At 55.2% G+C, this 21,188-nt stretch carries 19 protein-coding genes and 1 pseudogene; 6 read left to right on the forward strand and 14 right to left on the reverse strand.

Annotated elements, in window-relative coordinates:
• Entirely contained in the window at positions 1-1,428 is a 1,428-nt protein-coding gene (yczR, locus tag AC1MKH_RS05785) for a MocR-like transcription factor YczR (RefSeq protein WP_327621888.1), read from the reverse strand.
• Positions 1,429-1,516: 88 nt separating this feature from the next.
• Here yczR and yczE point away from each other — a divergent pair, with 88 nt between their 5' ends.
• From yczE to AC1MKH_RS05800, 3 genes are all read left to right on the forward strand, one after another.
• Entirely contained in the window at positions 1,517-2,119 is a 603-nt protein-coding gene (gene yczE / locus AC1MKH_RS05790) for a membrane protein YczE (RefSeq protein WP_015965547.1), read from the forward strand.
• A gap of 161 nt (positions 2,120-2,280) precedes the next feature.
• Positions 2,281-5,358, forward strand: coding sequence for a beta-galactosidase (locus tag AC1MKH_RS05795; RefSeq protein WP_276222325.1), 3,078 nt, complete (start codon positions 2,281-2,283; stop codon positions 5,356-5,358).
• Positions 5,359-5,417: 59 nt separating this feature from the next.
• Positions 5,418-5,771 carry a DUF1428 domain-containing protein gene (locus AC1MKH_RS05800; RefSeq protein WP_113858798.1) on the forward strand — a complete coding sequence of 118 codons (354 nt, stop codon included), beginning with the start codon at positions 5,418-5,420 and terminating at the stop codon, positions 5,769-5,771.
• Positions 5,772-5,810: 39 nt separating this feature from the next.
• On the opposite strand, the gene AC1MKH_RS05805 is transcribed toward AC1MKH_RS05800, so the two are convergent.
• The 6 genes and pseudogenes from AC1MKH_RS05805 to AC1MKH_RS05830 form a co-directional block, all read right to left on the reverse strand.
• Entirely contained in the window at positions 5,811-6,356 is a 546-nt protein-coding gene (locus AC1MKH_RS05805) for a flavin reductase family protein (RefSeq protein WP_276222326.1), read from the reverse strand.
• A gap of 40 nt (positions 6,357-6,396) precedes the next feature.
• Positions 6,397-7,907 (reverse strand): annotated as a pseudogene (locus AC1MKH_RS05810) (EAL domain-containing protein).
• Between the two features lie 96 nt (positions 7,908-8,003).
• Positions 8,004-8,663: a methionine ABC transporter permease gene (locus tag AC1MKH_RS05815; protein WP_231828370.1), complete on the reverse strand. Its 660-nt coding sequence runs from the start codon at positions 8,661-8,663 to the stop codon at positions 8,004-8,006.
• Positions 8,660-9,451: a methionine ABC transporter ATP-binding protein gene (locus AC1MKH_RS05820; protein ID WP_276222328.1), complete on the reverse strand. Its 792-nt coding sequence runs from the start codon at positions 9,449-9,451 to the stop codon at positions 8,660-8,662. Before AC1MKH_RS05820 ends, AC1MKH_RS05815 begins: the two co-directional genes overlap by 4 nt.
• Positions 9,448-10,254 carry a MetQ/NlpA family ABC transporter substrate-binding protein gene (locus AC1MKH_RS05825; RefSeq protein ID WP_276222329.1) on the reverse strand — a complete coding sequence of 269 codons (807 nt, stop codon included), beginning with the start codon at positions 10,252-10,254 and terminating at the stop codon, positions 9,448-9,450. The genes AC1MKH_RS05820 and AC1MKH_RS05825 overlap by 4 nt, the downstream gene beginning before the upstream one ends.
• A gap of 24 nt (positions 10,255-10,278) precedes the next feature.
• The gene (locus AC1MKH_RS05830; RefSeq protein ID WP_276222330.1) at positions 10,279-11,310 is read right to left on the reverse strand and encodes an isopenicillin N synthase family dioxygenase; all 1,032 of its coding nucleotides are present in this window, start codon (positions 11,308-11,310) and stop codon (positions 10,279-10,281) included.
• Between the two features lie 277 nt (positions 11,311-11,587).
• Between AC1MKH_RS05830 and AC1MKH_RS05835 the strand changes: the two genes are divergently transcribed.
• A complete protein-coding gene (locus AC1MKH_RS05835) occupies positions 11,588-11,848 on the forward strand; it encodes a type B 50S ribosomal protein L31 (RefSeq protein WP_015965539.1) in 261 nt (86 codons plus the stop codon).
• On the forward strand, positions 11,848-11,988 hold the full coding sequence (gene ykgO / locus AC1MKH_RS05840; RefSeq protein WP_005125190.1) for a type B 50S ribosomal protein L36: 141 nt from the start codon (positions 11,848-11,850) through the stop codon (positions 11,986-11,988). The genes AC1MKH_RS05835 and ykgO overlap by 1 nt, the downstream gene beginning before the upstream one ends.
• On the opposite strand, the gene AC1MKH_RS05845 is transcribed toward ykgO, so the two are convergent.
• Entirely contained in the window at positions 11,985-12,698 is a 714-nt protein-coding gene (locus AC1MKH_RS05845; RefSeq protein ID WP_276222331.1) for a GNAT family N-acetyltransferase, read from the reverse strand. The two genes, ykgO and AC1MKH_RS05845, sit on opposite strands and share 4 nt — an antisense overlap.
• A gap of 101 nt (positions 12,699-12,799) precedes the next feature.
• On the opposite strand from AC1MKH_RS05845, the gene pdxR reads away from it, so the two are divergent.
• A complete protein-coding gene (pdxR, locus tag AC1MKH_RS05850) occupies positions 12,800-14,257 on the forward strand; it encodes a MocR-like pyridoxine biosynthesis transcription factor PdxR (RefSeq protein ID WP_276222332.1) in 1,458 nt (485 codons plus the stop codon).
• Here the strand turns inward: pdxR and AC1MKH_RS05855 are convergent.
• The 6 genes from AC1MKH_RS05855 to acrA all read right to left on the reverse strand — a co-directional run bounded on the left by AC1MKH_RS05855 (position 14,226) and on the right by acrA (position 21,053).
• Positions 14,226-14,696 carry a YlaC family protein gene (locus AC1MKH_RS05855; protein WP_149462176.1) on the reverse strand — a complete coding sequence of 157 codons (471 nt, stop codon included), beginning with the start codon at positions 14,694-14,696 and terminating at the stop codon, positions 14,226-14,228. The genes pdxR and AC1MKH_RS05855 overlap by 32 nt on opposite strands.
• A 98-nt stretch (positions 14,697-14,794) precedes the next feature.
• Entirely contained in the window at positions 14,795-15,349 is a 555-nt protein-coding gene (maa, locus tag AC1MKH_RS05860; protein ID WP_253898061.1) for a maltose O-acetyltransferase, read from the reverse strand.
• 169 nt (positions 15,350-15,518) lie between these two features.
• Positions 15,519-15,737, reverse strand: coding sequence for an HHA domain-containing protein (locus tag AC1MKH_RS05865; RefSeq protein ID WP_015965534.1), 219 nt, complete (start codon positions 15,735-15,737; stop codon positions 15,519-15,521).
• A 26-nt stretch (positions 15,738-15,763) separates the two neighbouring features.
• Positions 15,764-16,138: an Hha toxicity modulator TomB gene (tomB, locus tag AC1MKH_RS05870; RefSeq protein WP_015965533.1), complete on the reverse strand. Its 375-nt coding sequence runs from the start codon at positions 16,136-16,138 to the stop codon at positions 15,764-15,766.
• A gap of 549 nt (positions 16,139-16,687) precedes the next feature.
• Positions 16,688-19,837 carry a multidrug efflux RND transporter permease subunit AcrB gene (gene acrB, locus AC1MKH_RS05875; RefSeq protein WP_276222335.1) on the reverse strand — a complete coding sequence of 1,050 codons (3,150 nt, stop codon included), beginning with the start codon at positions 19,835-19,837 and terminating at the stop codon, positions 16,688-16,690.
• Between the two features lie 22 nt (positions 19,838-19,859).
• Complete coding sequence (acrA, locus tag AC1MKH_RS05880; RefSeq protein ID WP_149462103.1) at positions 19,860-21,053, reverse strand: multidrug efflux RND transporter periplasmic adaptor subunit AcrA; 1,194 nt, start codon at positions 21,051-21,053, stop codon at positions 19,860-19,862.
• Positions 21,054-21,188 lie beyond the last annotated feature (135 nt).

Consider the following 21,188-nt stretch of genomic DNA (forward strand, 5'->3'; position numbering starts at 1 on the left):
TTATATAATTTTGCGTAAGCGATTGGTATTCTGCTGCCCGGCAAGTGTTTGCCAGAGTGGCTGTAATAATTCAAAGGCATTACGCAATGTTTCATCCGGCAGCGTAAAAGGCAGGCGCAGGTTGCGTTCAAACGCGCCCGCCAGCCCGAAGCGCGTGCCTGTGCCCAGATGTATTCCCACGCTTTCCGCCCGGGCAGCAAACTGCGTGGCCAGCATCTCGGGCAGCTCAACCCAGAAAGAGAGGCCGCCTTCAGGCTGGGTAAAGCGCCACGCCGGAAAATAATCCTGCATCAGTGCGGCACACATGTCGCGACGTTGCGCCAGCATTGCTCTTCTGGCAGGCAATAAATGATCGCTATTTTCCAGTAACCACAGCGCCGCTAACTGTTCCAGCAGCGGTGAGCCGAGATCGAGCGTATCGCGCGCCTGAATCAGCGACGCGAGCGTGCGTGTTGAGGCCCGAACCCACCCTAAACGTAACCCACCCCAGAAACTTTTCCCGGCAGAGCCGATGGTAATCACCGGTGCATCGGCATTGAATGCCGCCAGCGGCGGGGGAGGCGGGGCGTTGTACCATAAATCGACCATCGTTTCGTCTACCACCAGCGTGGTGCGCGTGCGAGCACTAAGATCGGCGACAATCTGTCGTGTGTCGTGGTCCATGCAGCGACCGGTGGGATTGTGAAAATCGGGCATCAGCCACGCCAGACGCGGCGCGGTTTGCGCGATTATGGCCGCCAGACCGTCGGTATCCCAGCCCTGCGTGGGTAAAGATAAACCTACGGGGCGGCAGGATGCGCCCTGAATCGCGGCAATCGCTAATGGGTAAGTGGGATTCTCAACCACCACGCGATCGCCCAGCCCGGTCATTGCGCGCAATACCAGCGCCAGCCCGCTGAGCGCGCCGTTTACCAGCATTATCTCTTCCGCTTTTGTCGGCAGGCCGCGTGCGCAGTAGCGACGCGCAATGGCTTCCCGTAGCACCATCAGACCATGCTGGTCATAACCCGTGTGGTGCAGATAGCCCGGCAACATGGTTAATGCATGGCTGTAGGCCTGATGAATTTCAGCGCCTGCGCTCAGCGCGGCGGTAGAAAGATCCAGCGCTTGCGGCGCTGACATGCGGGTCGGAATTTCGCGGCGGCCTTCCGGTAACATTACCCACGAGCCGCTACCGTGGCGACTTTGCAGATAACCTTCCTCACGCAGCTGCGCCAGTGCGCTGGCAATAGTGGTACGGCTGACGCCCAATACCGTGGCAAACTCACGTTCGCCGGGTAAACGACTCTCCAGCGGTAATCGCCCATCGAGGATCAGCAAACGTAGCGCCTGCGCCAGCTGTCGCCACAGCGGGGTGCGTGAGTTGGTCTCCTGCCAGTGGCCAAGCAGGCGAACCAATGAGTGTGTGGCCGAGCGTCGCGGTGTCATATGCAGTCCACTTTTTTAAAACTGGTCATTAATCATAATGCCATTTTCACCGATGATGAAGTTCTGAACGCTTATTCTGAGGTGCATCATGCTCCGTCGTCTTATCCAGCTTTATATCGGTTTGGCTCTTTACGGTGTCTCCACGGCGATGTTTGTTCGTGCGGATCTGGGCGCCGATCCGTGGAACGTGTTTCATCTCGGCGTTGCCAGCCTGCTGTCGATGAATATCGGCCTGGTGATTATCGCCACCGGCGTGCTGGTGCTGCTGTTCTGGATCCCTCTGCGCCAGCGTCCGGGGCTGGGCACAGTCAGTAACGTGATTGTGCTGGGGCTGACCGCCGATGCGACGCTGGCTATTCTGCCGCCGCTGGAATCTCTGGTGGCGCGTAGCGCGCTGCTGGCTGCGGCAATCGTGGTGAACGCGCTGGCCACGGGGATGTATATCGGCGCCGGTTTTGGCGCGGGGCCGCGCGATGGCCTGATGACCGGGCTGCACGCGCGTACCGGCTGGTCGGTGCGGGTGATTCGTACCACGATTGAACTGTCAGTACTGGTGATTGGCGTACTGCTGGGCGGAACATTTGGCGTTGGCACCGTGCTGTATGCTCTGGCGATCGGCCCATTAATTCAGCTTTGCCTGCCGTGGTTTCGTCAACCCAGCGGAACGCGCAGCGCGGCGGTAATTTCCTGAGAGTATTGCCGCGCTCACACTTGCTTTTTCGCCTTCAGGGTACACTCAGCCGCATGATTGAGTGACCCGAATGCTATGAAAACCCTGAAGTTTAAGCGGATTTTGATAGAGGTGGTTTCGGCACTCTGCGTAACATTTTGTTTATTCGCAAAGAGGTTGAAATGACGCATCTCTCTTCATTATCGCTGCAACAATGCCTGGCGCGTCGCGACTGGGAAAATCCGCAGCTTACCCACTGGCATCGGCTGGCGGCGCATCCACCATTTAATAGCTGGCGTTGCAGCATCGACGCGCAGCATGACAGCGCATCGGCGGCTCGCCTGGTGCTGAACGGTGAGTGGCAATTTTGCTTTTTCGATTCTCCCGAAGCCGTGCCCGATTGCTGGATTAACGAAGAGTTACCGCAGGCCGTCGCCATGCCGGTGCCCTCGAACTGGCAAATGCAGGGTTTTGATACGCCCATCTATACCAACGTCACTTATCCGATTCCGGTTACGCCGCCAACGGTGCCTGCACATAACCCGACCGGCTGTTACTCACGTACTTTTCAGGTTGATGCGCAGTGGCTGGCGCAGGGGCAGACGCGCATTATTTTCGACGGCGTCAATTCGGCGTTTTATCTTTGGTGCAACGGTCAGTGGGTGGGCTATTCCCAGGATAGCCGATTGCCCGCGGAGTTCGATCTCAGCGCGTATCTTCATGCGGGCGAGAACCGTCTGGCGGTGATGGTGTTGCGCTGGTGCGACGGCAGCTATCTGGAAGATCAGGACATGTGGCGGATGAGCGGTATCTTCCGCGACGTCACGCTGCTGCATAAGCCTGAGACGCGTATCGCGGATTATCAGGTGACGACTGCGCTGAATGGCGAATTGACCCACGCGATGCTGAATGTGGCGGTGACGCTGGAGGGGGCGTTTGCGGCAACGCAGGTGACCGCTACGCTGTGGGAAGGCGAGCGGCAGATCGCCCAATGCAGCCAGTCGCCCAGCAGCGCAGTGGTGGATGAGCGCGGAGGCTGGGCCGAGCGTCTGACGCTGGCGATGCCGGTTGATGAGCCCAGGCTGTGGAGCGCTGAGACGCCAAACCTGTATCGGCTGGTGGTGGCGCTGCATCGCGCGGACGGTAAATTGATTGAAGCCGAAGCCTGCGATGTGGGTTTCCGTCGTGTCGAAATCAGCAACGGCTTGCTGAAGGTGAACGGGAAACCGCTACTCATTCGCGGCGTAAATCGGCACGAACATCACCCGGAAACGGGTCAGGCGGTGGATGAAGCCACAATGCGCCGCGACATCGAACTGATGAAGCTGCATAACTTTAATGCGGTGCGTTGCTCTCACTACCCTAATCATCCGCTGTGGTACCGGCTTTGTGACCAGTACGGCCTGTACGTTGTCGATGAAGCCAATATCGAAACCCACGGGATGGTGCCGATGAGCCGTCTGGCGGACGATCCGCTTTGGTTGCCCGCCATGAGCGAGCGCGTAACCCGGATGGTGGCCCGCGATCGCAACCATCCGTCGATCATTATCTGGTCGCTGGGCAATGAATCCGGGCATGGCGCGAATCATGATGCGCTTTACCGCTGGCTGAAGAGTGTCGATCCTTCTCGCCCGGTACAGTACGAAGGCGGCGGGGCGAATAGTGCGGCGACCGATATCGTGTGCCCAATGTACGCGCGCGTCGATCAGGATCAACCCTTCCCGGCGGTGCCGAAGTGGTCGATTAAAAAGTGGATCGGCCTGCCGGATGAGACGCGTCCGCTGATCCTGTGCGAATACGCCCACGCGATGGGCAACAGCTTTGGCGGCTTCGCCAAATACTGGCAGGCGTTTCGTATGCATCCGCGTTTGCAGGGGGGTTTTGTCTGGGATTGGGTCGATCAGGCGCTGACCAAAACCGATGAAAATGGCCAGCCATTCTGGGCTTACGGCGGCGATTTTGGCGATACGCCAAACGATCGCCAGTTCTGTATGAACGGGCTGGTTTTTCCGGATCGCACACCGCATCCGGCGCTGTATGAAGCCCAGCGCGCGCAGCAATTTTTCCAGTTCCGCCAGGTGAGTACCGCGCCGTGCGTGATTGAGGTGACCAGTGAGTATCTTTTCCGCCAGACGGATAACGAGCAGCTGCGCTGGTCGCTCACGTGCGAGGGTGAGGTGATTGCACAAGGGGAAGAGACGCTGGATATCCCGCCGCAGGGCACCCAGCGGATCACGCTTTCCATTCCGACGTTACCGAGCGGCGAAAGCTGGCTCAACGTGGCGGTGCATCAGCAGGATGCCACCGCCTGGTCGCCAGCTGAACACTTATGCGCGTGGGATCAGTGGCGACAGCCGTCACCGCTTGCGCTGCCAGAAGTACCCCCGGCGGGCTTTGCACCCCAGCTGGCAACTAGCGAAACCGCGTTTGACGTCATTCACGGCCAACAGCGCTGGACGTTCGATCGGGCCAGCGGGTGTCTGAGCCAGTGGTGGCGCGATGGAGAAGAAAGTTTGCTGACCCCGGTCAGCGATAATTTCACCCGCGCGCCGCTCGATAACGATATCGGCGTCAGCGAAGTGACGCGCATCGACCCGAATGCGTGGGTAGAGCGCTGGAAAGCGGCTGGGATGTACGCGATGACGTCGCGCTGCGTGCTGTGTCGGGCGGAACAACAGGCTCAGGCGGTAAGCGTTGAAACGCAGCATGTGTGGGAATATCAGGGCAACGTACTGTTTATCAGCCACAAACGCTGGCAGATAGATGCGCAGGGCGTACTGCACGGTGATGTTGAGGTTGAGGTTGCCCGCGATATTCCCGAACCGGCGCGTATTGGCCTCAGTTGTCAGCTTACCGCTGTTGAAGCGCAGGTAAGCTGGCTGGGCCTGGGGCCGCATGAAAACTATCCCGATCGCCAGCTTGCCGCCCGTCAGGGCCGCTGGACGCTACCGTTTTCTCAGCTGCACACGCCCTATATATTCCCGAGCGAGAATGGGCTGCGCTGCGATACCCGGCAACTGGATTACGGTCGCCATCGCTGGCAGGGCCATTTCCACTTTGGCCTGAGCCGCTACAGCCAGCAGCAGCTGCATGAAACCAGCCATCATCACCAGCTACGCGAAGAGCCCGGCTGCTGGCTGAATCTCGATGCTTTCCATATGGGCGTCGGCGGTGATGATTCATGGAGCCCCAGCGTATCGCCGGAGTTTTTGCTCCAGGCGCGGCGGGTGCGCTACGCGTTTAGCTGGCAGCAGAACTAAACTTATCACCAGACGCAGCCAGGTTTTCTGGCTGCGCTGTCACTTCGGAGGTTTACCTGATGAAGTATGTTGATGGTTTTGTTGTTGCTGTTCCCGCGGAAAATAAGGAGGCATACCGCGAGATGGCCGCAAAAGCCGCGCCGCTGTTTAAAGAGTTCGGCGCAACCCGCATTGTCGAATGCTGGGCGGATGATGTGCCTAACGGCAATCTGACCGATTTTCGCATGGCGGTGCAGGCCGAAGAGCACGAAGAGGTGGTCTTCAGCTGGATTGAATACCCTTCCAAAGATGTTCGCGATGCGGCAAATGAGAAAATGATGAACGACCCGCGCATGAAGGCGCTGGGGGAATCGATGCCGTTTGACGGACGACGCATGATCTACGGTGGTTTCCTGCCCATCGTCGACGAGTAGCCAGGCTGGCTGTGCGGCGTGCCGCCAGCCAGACGCATGTCAGGAGACTTTGGTAAACAAGCGGTGGCGGTCAATTACCTCGCCGTCACCGCGAAAAATCCCGCCGCCGGTATAATGCAGCGTTTGCGGCCATTCTGGCTCGGGCTTCACGCGCGCGGCGACCACTTCAAAAATAAAGAAGTTGTAGCGTTCGACCAGTGCATCATCATACAAACGACACTCAAAGCTGGCGTGGCATTCCGCAATGCCCGGCGCAGCGACCTGCACGCTTTTTTCTGCCGTAAGATCAAAATGGGCGAATTTATCGGTGCTGTCGCCGCGACAGTTGCCGATGCCGGAGACGATATCGGCCATGCTGGCGTCGGGCAGATTAATCACACATTCGCCGCTCTGGCGGATTAAGGAATAGCTGACGTTGCCGGCAGAAATCATCAACCCCACCAGCGAGGGCGAAAACTCAAGAATGGTGTGCCAGCCCAGCGTCATAATGTTGTTTTTGCCCTGCCAGTGGCTGCTGACCAGCACCACCGGACCGGGCTCCAGCCAGTGACGCACGTCTTCCAGAGGCCAGTTTTGCTTGTTCATCGCGCTCTCCTTCTCGTTGGCTTTACCTTAAGCATAGCCCTTAGTGCGAGCGCAAATTCTCCTCGGCCCAGATAATAAAATCGGTTTTTGGCAGCGCTTTGCTGTACAGCCAACCCTGGCCGTAATGCACGCCGTGCTGGTACAGCCACTCCTGTTGGCAGGCATTTTCGATCCCTTCGGCCACCACATCCAGCTTCAGGCTTTTCGCCATTTCGATGATATGCGGCGTGACCTGCTGGTATTCCAGGGCATCCACAAACGATTTATCGATTTTCAGGGTATCGACTTCCAGGTCCTGCAGATAACGCAGGCTGGAATATCCGGTACCAAAATCATCGATATAAATCGCGTGCCCTGCTTTGCGATAGCTCGCGATGGCAGGCAGCGTGGTGGTTGGGTCGGCAAAACCGCGCTCGGTTAATTCCAGGGCAATTTGCGAGGGCCTCACCTGGCTGTGGTTGAGCTGCTGTCTTAATAGCTCAGGGAGCGTTGCAGAACGGAGATCCTCAACCGAGAGATTAATGGAGATATGGAGTTCCGGATGAACATGGAGCCATTTCCCCAAATCGTGGAATACGTTTTTTACCACCGTTTCCGTGAGTCGGGTGATAAGCCCGGTTTGTTCGGCGAGTGGAATAAAGATCTCCGGCGATAAATAGCTGCCATCAGTTTGCTGCCAGCGCGCCAGTGCTTCAGCCCCAACGATTCGCCCGCTTTTTAGCGAAACAATCGGCTGATAGTGAACGGTAATGGCCGATTCATTTAAGGCGTCCAGCATGCGGTGATGGGGAGATTGCAGGCGTCGTAACAGGCGCATAATAAACCAGGCGGCCAGTAAACTGATTAAGATGCCAATCGGTAACCAGATAAGCAGTTGATGATGCCAACTGGCGACTTTCGGTTGGACCGGCGACCAGGTGACCACGGCCAGATCAAGCTCGGGATAATGCCGAACGGTGTAAATCGTGTTATTGACCGTCAGGGTCTCCAGCCCCTCTTTTTGCATACGTTTGAACACCGCAATATCAATAGGCTGGCTGCTTGCCAGCACGCGGTCTCTTACCGTGCCCAAAAGCGCTGACTGAATATTGCTGAGTTCAGAGGGAATAACGTCGATAAAGGAGAGGGGGTCAATAATCACCATATGCTGCTTACTGGCAATAGCAATCATGTGATGGTCAAGGCCAAGATCGTTCTTCGCGGTAAACCAGGTTCGGTAGCCATCGGTTGTCACGCGATCGGGTTCCGGGTAAGTGACGGGGGCGCTTTGCACCTCCAGCGAGGAACATATCGGCGTTGAGCCCTTGAGATAAAGCACTTCCTGAACATAGCGCCAGGAGTAGGAGAGGCGTCAATCTGGACAAGCGCGGCTTTCGCTTGATCCAGCACCTGCAGCGTGCGCGCCATCACGCGAGAAGCATAGAGTTCCTGTTCATCCCTGAACTGGGCGTCCGCTTCTCGATGAGCCAGCCAGATGCTCAGTAAAATCGGCAAAAATATCGCCAAAATGAGCACGCCCGTCACCAGACCCACCAGATGTCGTGTTGTCACAGCGTTGTCCTTAATGTGGCAAAGTACGACAAGTATATCCCATCAAAATAATAAGCTTATTAAACAATAGGGTTATTCTGAGATTGATTGCGCAAATTATCGTCGATGTGCCAGTGCACGCACCAGACGATCGCCGATCATCTGCACGCCCTGCACCATAATGACCAGCGTCACGACCGTCGCGACCATGATTTGATCGTTAAAACGCTGATAGCCGTAACGAATGGCTAAATCGCCCAGACCACCGCCGCCAATCACGCCCGCCATCGATGAAAAACCAATCAGCATCACCACCGTTAAGGTGATCCCCGCCAGCAGGGCCGGCAGCGCTTCCGGTAGCAGCGCTTTGCTGATCACGTGCCAGGTGTTGCCGCCCATTGAGAGCACCGCCTCAATTCGCCCGGAATCGACTTCATCCAGCGCATTTTCAGTGAGCCGTGCAAAGAAGGGAAAGGCGCCAAGGGTGATGGGGACAATCGCTGCCGTGCTGCCGAGCGTTGTGCCAATCAGTAATCGGGTGAATGGGATCAGCGCAATCAGTAGCACAATGAACGGCAGCGAGCGTCCGGTATTGACCAATGCGCCAAGTAGCGCATTTAAACGCGGCATCGGTACCAGCCCGTGGCGGCGGGAAATAAACAGCAGCACGCCTAATGGCAGGCCGATCAGTACCGTAAACAGCGCCGCCAGACCCACCATATACAGCGTCTCCAGCGTGCCGTTGAGGAGAATGGGCCAAAGATCGTCCCAGCTCATGCGACCACGCATAAAGGCCTCCCGTTGATACCGTGACGAGCCAGAAAGCGACGCTCTTCATCGGCATCGCCTAACAGCATTTCGCGCAGGCGCGACCAGGGCGATACCAGCAGGTCAGCAATTTTTCCGCTCTCCTGCAATTCACCGTTTTCCAGCAATGCTGCGTGGTCGCAGAGGTTTTTCACCACTTCCAGTTGATGGGTGATGAGGACAATCGTCAGCCCAAGCTGACGATTGATGGTGTCGAGCAGCGTTAACACCGAGGCAGTGGTTTCGGCGTCCAGCGCGCTGGTGGCTTCATCGCAAAGCAGCACATCCGGCTTCGCCGCCAGCGCGCGGGCAATGCCGACGCGCTGCTTCTGGCCGCCCGAAAGCTGTGAGGGAAATGCCTGCGCTTTATCCGCCAGCCCGACTAAAAACAGCAGTTCTTCAATACGTTGCTGACGTTCTGCTTTCGCCACGCCCGCGATTTCCAGCGGAACGGCGATGTTGTCCGCCACCGTACGCGCATGAAGCAGATTAAAGTGTTGAAAAATCATGCCCGTGCGCAGGCGGTGCGCCCGAAGTTGGGGTTTATTGAACCGCAAGATATCTTCGCCGTTGAACAGAATGCGGCCCGCCGTGGGCCGCTCCAGTAAATTCAGGCAACGAATCAGCGTGCTTTTCCCCGCGCCACTCCGCCCGAGGATACCGTAAATGGCCCCTTTCGGAACGTGAAGCGAGACGTTGTTAAGCGCCGGTCGGCCTGTTCCGGCGTACTGTTTACTCAGCCCGTCGAGCGTAATCATGACTGAGGCGCACTGACCGGGATCACCGAACCGTTGTAGTGCTGGCGGATAAATTCCGCAACCTGCGGTGAGGTCAGATCTTTCGCCAGCTCTTTAATGCGCGGATCGTTGGCGAGCTGCGGGTTAGTCACCAGAATATTGGCGTACGGATTATGGGTCGCGCTTTCCAGCCCCAGCGCATCTTTCGCTGGCGTTAAACCGGCCTCCAGCGCGTAGTTGCCGTTAATCACGGCGAGATCCACGTCGTCCAGCGACCGCGGGATCTGCGGCGATTCGATCTCCAGGATCTTCACATTATGGGGATTCTCGACGATGTCTTTCGGCGTCGCGAGCGTACTCGCCGGATCGCTGAATTTGCTATCGAGTTTAATCAGCCCTTTACTTTGCAGCAGGAACAGCGCGCGGCTTAAGTTGGTGGTGTTATTCGGCACGGCGATGGTCGCGCCTTCCGGCAGCGATTTCAGATCCTTATGCTTGTGAGAATAAATGCCCAGCGGTTCTATATGCACCGTTGCCGCCACGGCGAAGGTTTTTCCTAATGCTTTTTCCTGGTCTTTCAGATAAGGCACGTGCTGGAAGTAGTTCGCATCCACATCGCCGTTTGCCAGCAGCTCGTTGGCGTTGACCCCGCTGGTGAGTTCCACCACCTGCAGGTCGAGTGACGGGTCCTGTTTTTTAATAAAGTTGAGGATTTCCGCGTGCGGAACCGGGTCCGCCGCGATGCGCAGCGGTGCGGCACCTGCACTCCAGGCCAGAGAAAGAGAGAGCGCGATACCTGCCAGTTTGAATGCAGCATTTTTCATGGTGTGATTCCTTTATTATTGTTTTCAGGCGATAAGTTGTTCGCTGCGAGCGCGAAGCACATCGGAATAATGACGTTTCGCGACGTCCGGATGCGAACGCAGGCGGCCTTTTAAGTAGTTCCAGCCCACATCGCGCAGCAGCGGATTGTGCGGGTCGCTTTGCGGCCCATGCGCTTCTCGCGCCAGTGCTTCCGGCAAATCGTAGACGGGGACGACCGCATCCAGTTGGGCACCGAGGAAGAAGGCGATCGACAGGCGGTCTTGATGGGCGGGAGGGGAAACTACGCGGTGCACGGTCGCGCGCAGATACCCATTGGTCGCCAGCTCGAGTAATTCGCCAATGTTGACGACAAAACTGCCCGGTAGCGGTGCGGCGTCGATCCACTCACCTTCACGCACCTCGACCTGCAACCCTTTTTGTTGGTCCTGCAACAGGAAACTGAGGAAGCCGGAATCTTTGTGCGCGCCTACGCCCTGGGTGCTGCTTTGCGTCTCCTGCTGGCCCGGATAGCGAATCAGCTTGATATGTTCGTTAGGCTTGTCGCCATACAACGTATCAAAGGCATGCGCAGGCAGTTGCAGCGCTTGTGCGAATGCGCGCAGCAGCGTCATTGCCATCTCCGTCATCGCACGTTGCCACGCCAGAAGTACCGGTTTCAGCGTGGGCAGCGCCTGCGGCCACAGATTGGGCCCCTGTAAGCGCAGCCAGCGCGGATCGTCCGCATTCAGATGCAACGCCTGACGCTCCGCGCCAATATCAAACTGCTCGCGCCAGTCGGGCTGGCCGCGTGTCAGTTCCGCAGCGCTGCGGTTGTAACCGCGAAAATGCGGGGAGTGGACCATCGCCACCTGCTGTTTTTGTGCGTCTGGCAGGGCAAAGAACCGTCGGGCCTGATGCTGGAGTTGCTGCGAAAGGGTGTCATCGATGCCGTGATGCGTTAGGTAAAAGAACCCTACGTCGCGTGCGGCGTGACGCAATTGTTCAAGAAAAACATCGCGTTCAGCGGCAGAGTGATAGTGCGCCAGATTGAGAACGGGCAGTGTCGTCAGGCTCATTGTTATCTCCAGAGTGCTGGGGGAAAAGGGCATTTTTATGAGTGAAGGGATAACAACAACAACGCATGATGATCGCTCCTGATGAGATGAGATAGCGCCAGCGTGCCTGATTCGATGACGCGTCACCAATAACGATATTTTCTATTTTATGCCGCTGCGGGGTGCTGAGCTTTTGCGAAAAAGAGATAAGGCAATAACCCTGATAAGCGAATGGTTGATCGCTGCGGAATAATGCCTTAGCATATTGTTATGTTATAACATACAAGATGAGGGCGTTATGAAAACCAATATTCATCCGCATTACCGTACCGTGGTCTTCCACGACACCAGCGCCAATGAGTATTTTAAAGTCGGTTCGACCATCAAGACCGATCGCGAAATTGAGCTTGAAGGAGAGACATATCCCTATGTCACTCTTGAGGTTTCTGCAAAGTCGCATCCGTTTTATACCGGGAAACAGAAGTCGTTTTCCAGCGAAGGTAGCGCCGCGAAATTCCGTCAGCGCTTTGGCCGTTTTCTTGATGTGAGAGGCCAGTAATGCAGGTACTGAATTCATTACGCAGTGCAAAACAACGCCACCCGGACTGCCAGATTGTGAAGCGCAAAGGGCGGCTGTATGTCATTTGCAAAACCAATCCGCGTTTTAAAGCGGTGCAGGGTCGTAAAAAAAGACGTTAATTTTTTCCATTATTGCGCCACTGTTCCAGGGTTTTTCGCTGCTTGCCGTCGGCATCGAAGTTGTCGGCGGCAAGCCAGTGACGAAACGCCGTATCAAGCGCAGGCCATTCGCTATCCAGAATCGAAAACCAGTCCGTATCGCGGTTATGCCCCTTAATCACCAGCGCCTGACGAAAGCGCCCTTCAAACTGAAAACCTAAACGCAATGCAGCATTGCGCGACGGTTCATTCAGACTATTACATTTCCATTCGTAGCGACGGTACCCGAGCGTATCAAAGGCGTAGCACATCAGTAGCCACTGGGCTTCCGTTGACATCGGTGTGCGGCTAAGCAGCGGCGAAAAGTGCACGTGCCCAACCTCCACCACGCCATTACTGGCATCAATGCGCATTAGCGACAGTGAGCCTACCGGCTTATCGGTACTTTTATCAATCACCGCAAAATGGATAGGATCGCTGAGATTTTCCACGCTGGCGACCCACTGGCGAAAATCGTCCACACAGCTGTCGGGTTCGCGCAGCAGCCATGTCCAGCTGCGCGTATCGGCGGCAAGCTGGTGGGCGGCAAACAGCGCATCAGCATGATGAACGGCCAGGGGCTCCAGGCGACACCAGGCGCCTTCAAGCACCACACGTGCCGGATGAGAACGCGGTTGCCAGTCGGGTAATGCATCACCAACGGGTTGATTAAACTGATTAAGCTGACTCATAACCTCTCCTTGCTGTAAGTGGACGAGATGAGAGTAGAGACTTACTGGTTCCATAAAAAGTGCCATGGATGTATCTTTTTATGGTGCCACGAGGAGCCCTGATGAATATCCCTGACGATCCCTTTTTTACTTTCCTGCAACGCGCGCTGGCAATGCGCGGCCCGCAGACGCTACAGCGCGCCCTTTACAACGCGCTGAGAGACGCCATTTTGCAGGGGCAACTGCAGGCAAACAGCCGCCTTCCTGGTTCGCGCATCATGGCGCAGCGGCTGGCGATTTCCCGCAATACGGTCAATAGCGCGCTGGAGCAGCTGGCGCTGGAAGGCTATTTACTGCGCGACAGGCAGGGAACGCGCGTGGCGTCACTCCCCAAATCGCAGGCGACAGCTTCACCGCCGACGTTACCCGCCGCCGTGGCCGCGCGGTTTCGCCGGCTCCCGCCCGCGACGCCCCGTGAATCGCCGCCGATGCTCTTTACGCCGGGAACGCCCGCGATTAACTATTTTCCCTTACCGTTGTGGCGGCGGTTGCTCGATCGTACCTTGCGGGAGGAGGGGAGCTTGCTGCTGGGCTACGGTGATTCCGCCGGAGAACCGTCGCTTCGCGAGGCGATTGCCCGTCACCTCGCGCTTTCACGGGGAATCGACTGCGATGCCAGCCAGGTCGTTATCACCGAAGGCGCGCTGGAAGGGGTAAATCTCTGTACCCAACTGTTGAGTGAGCCGGGGCAACTGGCCTGGGTGGAAGAGCCGGGTTACTTTGGCGCAAAAAGCGCCTTTCTGGCGGCGGGGTTATCGCTTGAGGGGATTCCTGTTGATGATGAAGGTATGCAGTTTGCGCAGGTCGCTTCGACGCCGCGTCTCATTTTTACCTCACCGTCGCATCAGTATCCCACGGGCAGCGTGCTGAGTGCGGCGCGGCGTCTGGCGCTGCTGGAGTTTGCGCATCGCGCGGGTGCGTGGATCATTGAAGACGATTATGACAGTGAGTTTCGCTACAGCGGTGAGCCGATCCCGGCGATGCGCGGAATGGTAAGAGACGCGCCGGTAGTCTATTTAGGTACCTTCAGCAAAACGCTGTTTCCGTCGCTGCGGTTGGGTTTTATGGTGTTGCCACCTGCGCTGGTCGCTGCCGCACAACCGGCGATTCGCGCCCTGCTGCGCGGTGGGCATCGCGCCGAGCAACGCACGCTGGCGATGTTTATTGAGGAGGGCCATTACGCGCGGCATCTGGCGGCGATGCGACGGCTTTATCGTAAACGGCAAACACAGTTACGCGAAGCGCTGGCGCAGGAGCTGTTGATTCCGCATCAGGTACTGGCCGGTGAGGGTGGGCTGCACCTGACGGTTCTTATCGACGGGATTGATGATGTGGCGGTGGTAAAACTTGCCCGCCAGCAGCAGATGTCGCCGGCGGCGCTCAGCCAGTTTTATCTGAATGCGCAGCATCAGCGTTCTGGCCTGGTGCTGGGTTATGGCAATACGTCCGCATCGCGCTTTATTCCAGCGATACGGACGCTTCAGCGGATTATTGCGTCGCTTCCGCGCGGGTCAGGGTGAAGACATCGTAGAACGAGAGTTCGCCTTTTCTGGCGACCATTTTTTCAAGCTGCGCCCGGGCCTGCGCGCTGACGCGGGGTGAGTTCTTGATGGATTGAATCAACTCTTCCGGCACGAAGCGCGTGTTGTACCACTCGCCGTTATAGCAGACGCGGAAATCCAGCACGTCAATATCTTCGTAGTGATAACGCGGGTAAACGTCGAAGAAGAAAAACGCATTCAGCAGGGCAAACAGTACCCACAGCAGCCAGACGGAACCTTCGAGCGTTTCAGAGCGCATCATGACAATCAGCGTGGCGAAAAACGCCGCGTACATCGCCAGGAAAAGGCCGGGGTGATTGCGGATAAAACTGATGCTAAAGCGCGGCCTGTTGTCGCGCTTTTCACGGATATTCAGTTCATTGATAGTTTGCGTAAGTAATCGCTGGATTTCTGTCATCATTGGGCTCTGCAACTCAGGGCGGATTCACCTATTCTATGTTGCATTAACCAATACAAAAAGTAACAGATTAGTTTCAAAAAAGCATAACAGTCGTATCAGCTCAGCATTTTAAGAATGCGGGCCGGATTGCCCCCAACGACCGCGTTATCAGGTACATCTTTCACCACCACCGCGCCCGAAGCCACCACTACGTTATCCCCAAGGGTGACGCCAGGGTTTATTACCGCACGTCCGCCAATCCAGACGTTATTACCGATAACCACCGGTTTGCCATATTCATAACCGCTGTTGCGTTCGGTGGCATCCAGAGGATGGGTCGCCGTATAAATATGTACGCCCGGCGCGAGCATGCAATTATCGCCGATGGTAATGGGGCAAACATCCAGCATTACGCAATCAAAATTGGCGTAGAAATTGGTGCCGAGAGTAATGTTATAGCCGTAGTCGCAGCGGAAATTGGGCTCAATATAAGCATCGTGGCTTTTATCGAAGAGTTCAGCCAGCAACTGATGGCGTAATGCTTTTTCGTCGGGCGACGAATGGTTGTAGCGGTGCAACAACTGTTTGGCGCGCAGGCTATCGGCTCTGAGCGTTGCATCAGCCGGGCGATAGAGTTCGCCGGCGATCATTTTACGTTTCTCTTCACTCATTGTGACACTCCTCGTCAGTCGAGAGTGTTCACCATAAGAGGCACAGGAGCAATTGGGAACGTTCCCTGTTAATCAATGTGAAGTTAATCACAAACTTACCTGGGGAAGTGGAACGTTACGATCGTTAGTTGACTTGACTGACGCCTGTAGCAATTGCAGAAAATAGCGATTAACGAATAAATTTCCAGACGGTGGATGGGATCTTGTCGTACAGCTTATTCATCGTCAATTCAGCCAGACGATGATCGGCAGCTGAGTAAAATACCGCCAGTTCATTGTCAGAAAGTTCATATTTATTTTTTTCAATGACGCGTTCCAGCGTATCAATTGACTGGCAACGGCGCAGTCGCATCAAATAATCCGTTTTAGTTAATGGTTTCTCAGACATAATTCACCCATGTGATTGTAATTATCTTAACAAGAGAGACTAACGGGGTTAGCCCGGCTGGCGTTGACGAAACAGCGGAAGAGTTTGTTCCCGGACTTGCGCCATTTTTGCAAGTCTTCACTATTTATGCCGTAGTTACTGAACAACATGAAAGTATCATCCAGATATTCGTCAATTTGTGCAATCAATTTATTATCTTCGTTGTACTTAATTTTATAATTAAGCGCAAAAGTTGCGATATGCTCGATCAACTCATTAAGTTGAAGATTGATAGCCGAGGTGGGGTCATTAACCCAACCATGGTTACTCTCTTCAAGATTGGCGAGGCAGTCATGATAGAGCGTTTCGCAGAGGAATCTGAGTTGCGCGATATCATGCCTTTTTGGCGAGTATTCGTCCATAACACATCCCCTTATTCGTGAGTAAACGACGAGAACAAACAGTGTGTGGGATGGGGTAACTACCGGCTTACCTGGCGCAGACGCACAGTCCTTATGCACTAACTATAATCTACTCTGAAAGAGATTTCACCGAGCTATTACGAAAAATTACAATTAAGTCTGTTTTCCTTAATTCCCCGATAATGAAATGTGGCTCAGATTAAGATTTTTCAATGTATCGCCAGAGAAACATTATTTGAATCATTAGAATTCATTCACTTACCCATTATCCACACGAATGTTGCGGCAGGCAGATGCCTGGATTTTCAGCAGGTCTAAGGCGATTCGCCGCAGAGTATCAGAGAAAACATCTTACACTTCGGAGTTTTCCTAAACATTTAAGCGTGGAAACCCTCCCGGTGATGAATCATCACTATTAAAGATAACCGCTGTTTTTTTAATTATAAAAATTTATTACTGCATTTTAAAAACGTTTATAACAATAAGTGCGATTATAAAAAGGCATAAAAAAAGGGCCGCGTCAGCGGCCCTTTTCAGCATCGGTCAGACTTAGTGACGTTCTGCCGGTTGGCTGTGCTCAGTCTCTTCAACTTTGCGGCCAAAGCGGCGGCGAACCACCACGAAGAACACCGGTACGAAGAAGATAGCCAGAACCGTTGCGGTGACCATCCCGCCCATTACGCCGGTACCTACTGCGTTCTGTGCGCCGGAGCCTGCGCCGGTACTGATAACCAGCGGCATAACCCCGAGGATGAACGCCAGAGACGTCATCAGGATTGGACGCAGACGCATACGTACGGCTTCAAGCGTTGCTTCAATCAGGCCTTTGCCTTCTTTCTCCATCAGATCTTTGGCGAATTCCACGATAAGTATCGCGTTCTTCGCCGACAAGCCAATGGTTGTCAGCAGGCCTACCTGGAAGTAAACGTCATTAGTCAGGCCACGGAAGGTGGCGGCCAGCAGTGCACCGATAACCCCCAGCGGAACCACCAGCATAACGGAGAACGGAATCGACCAGCTCTCATACAACGCCGCCAGACAGAGGAAGACCACAATCAGCGAAATCGCATACAGGGCAGGAGCCTGGTTACCAGAGAGACGTTCCTGGTAAGACATCCCGGTCCAGTCGTAACCGATACCCGACGGCAGTTTACCCGCCAGCTCTTCCATCAGCGTCATCGCTTCACCGGTACTTCTTCCCGGCGCTGCCTGACCGAGGATTTCCATCGACGGCAGACCGTTATAGCGTTCCAGACGCGGTGAACCGTATTCCCAGCGAGACGTTGAGAATGCGGAGAACGGCACCATCTGACCATCAGAACCACGCACGTACCAGTTGCTGATATCTTCCGGCAACATGCGGTACTGCGCTTCGGACATCACGTACACTTTCTTCACGCGACCACGGTCGATGAAGTCGTTGACGTAGCTACTACCCCAGGCTGCGCCCAGCGTGGTATTGATGTCGCTGATAGACACACCCAGCGCCTGCGCTTTTTCCTGATCGATATCGATCTTGAACTGCGGGGTATCTTCCAGGCCGTTAGGACGCACGCCGACTAACAGATCCGGATGTTTCGCCACTTCGCCAAACAGCTGGTTACGTGCCTGAGTCAGTTTCTCGTGGCCGAGGCCGCCCTGGTCAATCAGCTGGAAGTCGAAACCGGTCGCCGTACCCAGTTCAACAATCGCTGGCAGGTTAAAGGCGAACACCATCGCATCTTTAATTTTCGAGAACTCGCCCATCGCACGCTGGGTAATGGCTTCAACTTTATTCTCTTCACCCGGACGATCCGCCCAGTCTTTCAGAGAAACGAAGGCAATACCGGTGTTCTGGCCACGACCCGCAAAACCAAAGCCGTTAACCGCAAACACGGACGCAACGTTGTCTTTCTCTTTGGTGAGATAGTAATCGGTCATCTCATCCAGCACTTTCTGCGTACGTTCCTGTGTCGCACCCGCCGGAAGCTGGGCCATACTCAGGAACACGCCCTGGTCTTCATCTGGCAGGAACGAGCTTGGCAGACGAACAAACAGGAAGGCCATGCCGACCACGATGATGATATACAGCAGCAGATAACGACCGGTGCTGCGCAGGATGTTGCCTACGCTGTCGGTGTAGTGGTGCGTGCTCTTATCAAACATGCGGTTGAACCAGCCGAAGAAGCCTTTTTTGCCTTCGCCGTGATCGCCTTTGGCGACCGGTTTCAGCATCGTGGCACACAGCGCCGGTGTCAGAATCAACGCTACCAGTACGGACAGCGCCATCGCCGAAACGATAGTGATGGAGAACTGACGATAGATTGCCCCGGTAGAACCGCCGAAGAAGGCCATCGGGATAAATACCGCCGACAGCACCATCGCGATACCCACCAGTGCGCCCTGAATCTGGCCCATCGATTTACGCGTCGCCTCTTTCGGTGGTAGCCCTTCGTCGGACATAACACGTTCGACGTTTTCTACCACCACGATGGCGTCATCCACCAATAGCCCTATCGCCAGCACCATCCCGAACATCGTCAGGGTGTTGATGGAGAAGCCAAAGGCGGCAAGGATAGCGAAGGTACCCAGCAATACCACCGGCACCGCGATCGTCGGAATCAACGTCGCGCGGAAGTTCTGCAGGAACATGTACATTACGATGAACACCAGAAGAATGGCTTCGACCAGTGTTTTTACCACTTCGTTAATGGAGATCTGAACGAACGGTGTGGTGTCATACGGGTAAACAATCTGCAAGCCTGACGGGAAGAACGGTTCCATCTTCTTCAGTTCGGCACGGATAGCTTTCGCGGTGTCCAGCGCGTTCGCACCAGTTGCCAGCTTGATACCCAGACCGGAAGCCGGTTTACCGTTGAACTTCGCGATGATGTCGTAGTTCTCACCGCCCAGCTCAATCTTCGCCACGTCGCGCAGGCGAACCTGCGAACCATCCTGATTCACTTTCAGCAGAATTTTGCCGAACTCATCGGTGCTGGTCAGACGCGTTTGCGCGATGATAGAGGCGTTAAGCTGCTGGCCCTTCACCGGCGGCGTACCGCCTAACTGACCGGCTGCAACCTGGGCGTTCTGTGCTTTGATCGCCGCGATAACATCAACCGGAGTCAGCTGGAAGTTGTTCAGTTTGGTCGGGTCCATCCAGATACGCATCGCGTACTGAGAACCAAACAGCTGAACGTCACCGACGCCAGACGTACGGCTGATTGGGTCTTTCATGTTCGCCGCAACGTAGTCGGAAATATCTTCCTGGGTCATGGTGCCGTTGGTGTTGATGACACCAACAACCATCAGGAAGCTACTGGAGGACTTCTCAACGCTGATCCCTTGTTGCTGAACTTCCTGCGGCAGCAACGGTGTTGCCAGCGACAGTTTGTTCTGCACCTGTACCTGCGCGATGTCCGCGTCGGTACCGGATTCAAAGGTCAGGGTGATCTGTACCGTACCAGTAGAGTCACTGTTGGAGGACATGTACATCAGGTTATCGATACCGTTCATATTCTGTTCGATAACCTGTGTCACGGTGTCCTGCACCGTCTGGGCATCAGCACCCGGATAGGTCGCGGAGATCGTCACGGCTGGCGGCGCAATCGTTGGATATTGCGCTACCGGCAGTTTCATGATCGCGAGTCCCCCGGCAAGCATGATGATGATAGCAATCACCCATGCAAATATCGGGCGATCGATAAAGAAATTAGCCATGTCTTAACGGCTCCTGTTTAAGTTAAGACTGAGTTTTTTCTGACGCTGCGCCGGCTGCGGCTTGTTCTTTATTGTCAGAAGTCACTTCCTGCGCTTTCACCTGCGCGCCGGGACGGACTTTTTGCAGGCCGGTGATAATCACACGGTCGCCGTCTTTCAGCCCTTCAGTGACCAGCCATTTATCGCCAATCGCCTGGGTTGCTTTAATATCACGCGTTTCAACTTTATCGCCTTCACCCACAACCAGCGCGGTAGCATCGCCACGCGGCGTACGGGTCACGCCTTGCTGAGGAACCAGCAGCGCATTCGGATTCACACCTTCCTGCAGGCGTGCACGAACGAACATGCCAGGCAGCAGAGTATGGTCCGGATTCGGGAAGATAGCGCGCAGGGTGATAGACCCGGTGGTTTGATCAACCGTCACATCAGAGAACTCTAATGTGCCGCTCTGCGGATATTTGGTACCGTCATTCGTCACCAGGTCGACTTTCGCTTTGCCGTTTTCCTGCTTCAGCGTGCCGTTTGCCAGTTCCTGTTTCAGACGCAGGAAGTCGTTACTGGATTGCGTCACGTCGACATAGATAGGATCCAACTGTTGCACGGTTGCCAGCGCAGTAGACTGCCCGTTCTGCACCAGTGCGCCTTCCGTTACCGCGGATTTACCGATACGGCCGCTGATAGGGGAGGTGACTTTGGTGTAGGCCAGGTTGATACGCGCGGTTTCAACAGCCGCTTTGGCTGCAACCACGGCAGCATTAGCCTGCTGTGCATCCGCCTGCGCGGTGTCGTAGTCCTGTTGACTGATGTACTGCGTACCCAGCAGTTTCTGGTAGCGCTTCACGGTTAGTTGAGCAATGTTGGCAGCAGCCTGTGCCTTCGCCAGGTCACCTTTTGCGCTTTCGTAAGCGGCCTGATAAGTGGCAGGATCGATCTGATACAGAGACACGCCAGCCTCGATATCGCCGCCTTCAGTAAAGTTTCGCTTCAGAATGATACCGCTGACCTGCGGACGAACTTCTGCAATACGATACGCGTTGGTGCGTCCAGGGAGTTCAGTCGTGATTTGAAGAGGTTCAGATTTGAGCGTCACAACGCCAACTTCTGGCATCTGCTGTGCTCCTTGTTGAGCCCCTTTGTCGTCACATCCTGTAAGCGCTAAGCTGCCTGAGAGCATCAGAACGACCGCCAGAGGCGTTAACCCTCTGTTTTTGTTCATATGTAAACCTCGAGTGTCCGATTTCAAATTGATCAATGGTTCAGCGTCCACAAACCCATTGCTGCGTTTATATTATCGTCGTGCTATGGTACATACATTCACAAATGTATGTAAATCTAACCTCTGTAAATTCAC

The sequence above is a fragment of the Pseudocitrobacter sp. CD920760 genome, from assembly GCF_057782505.1.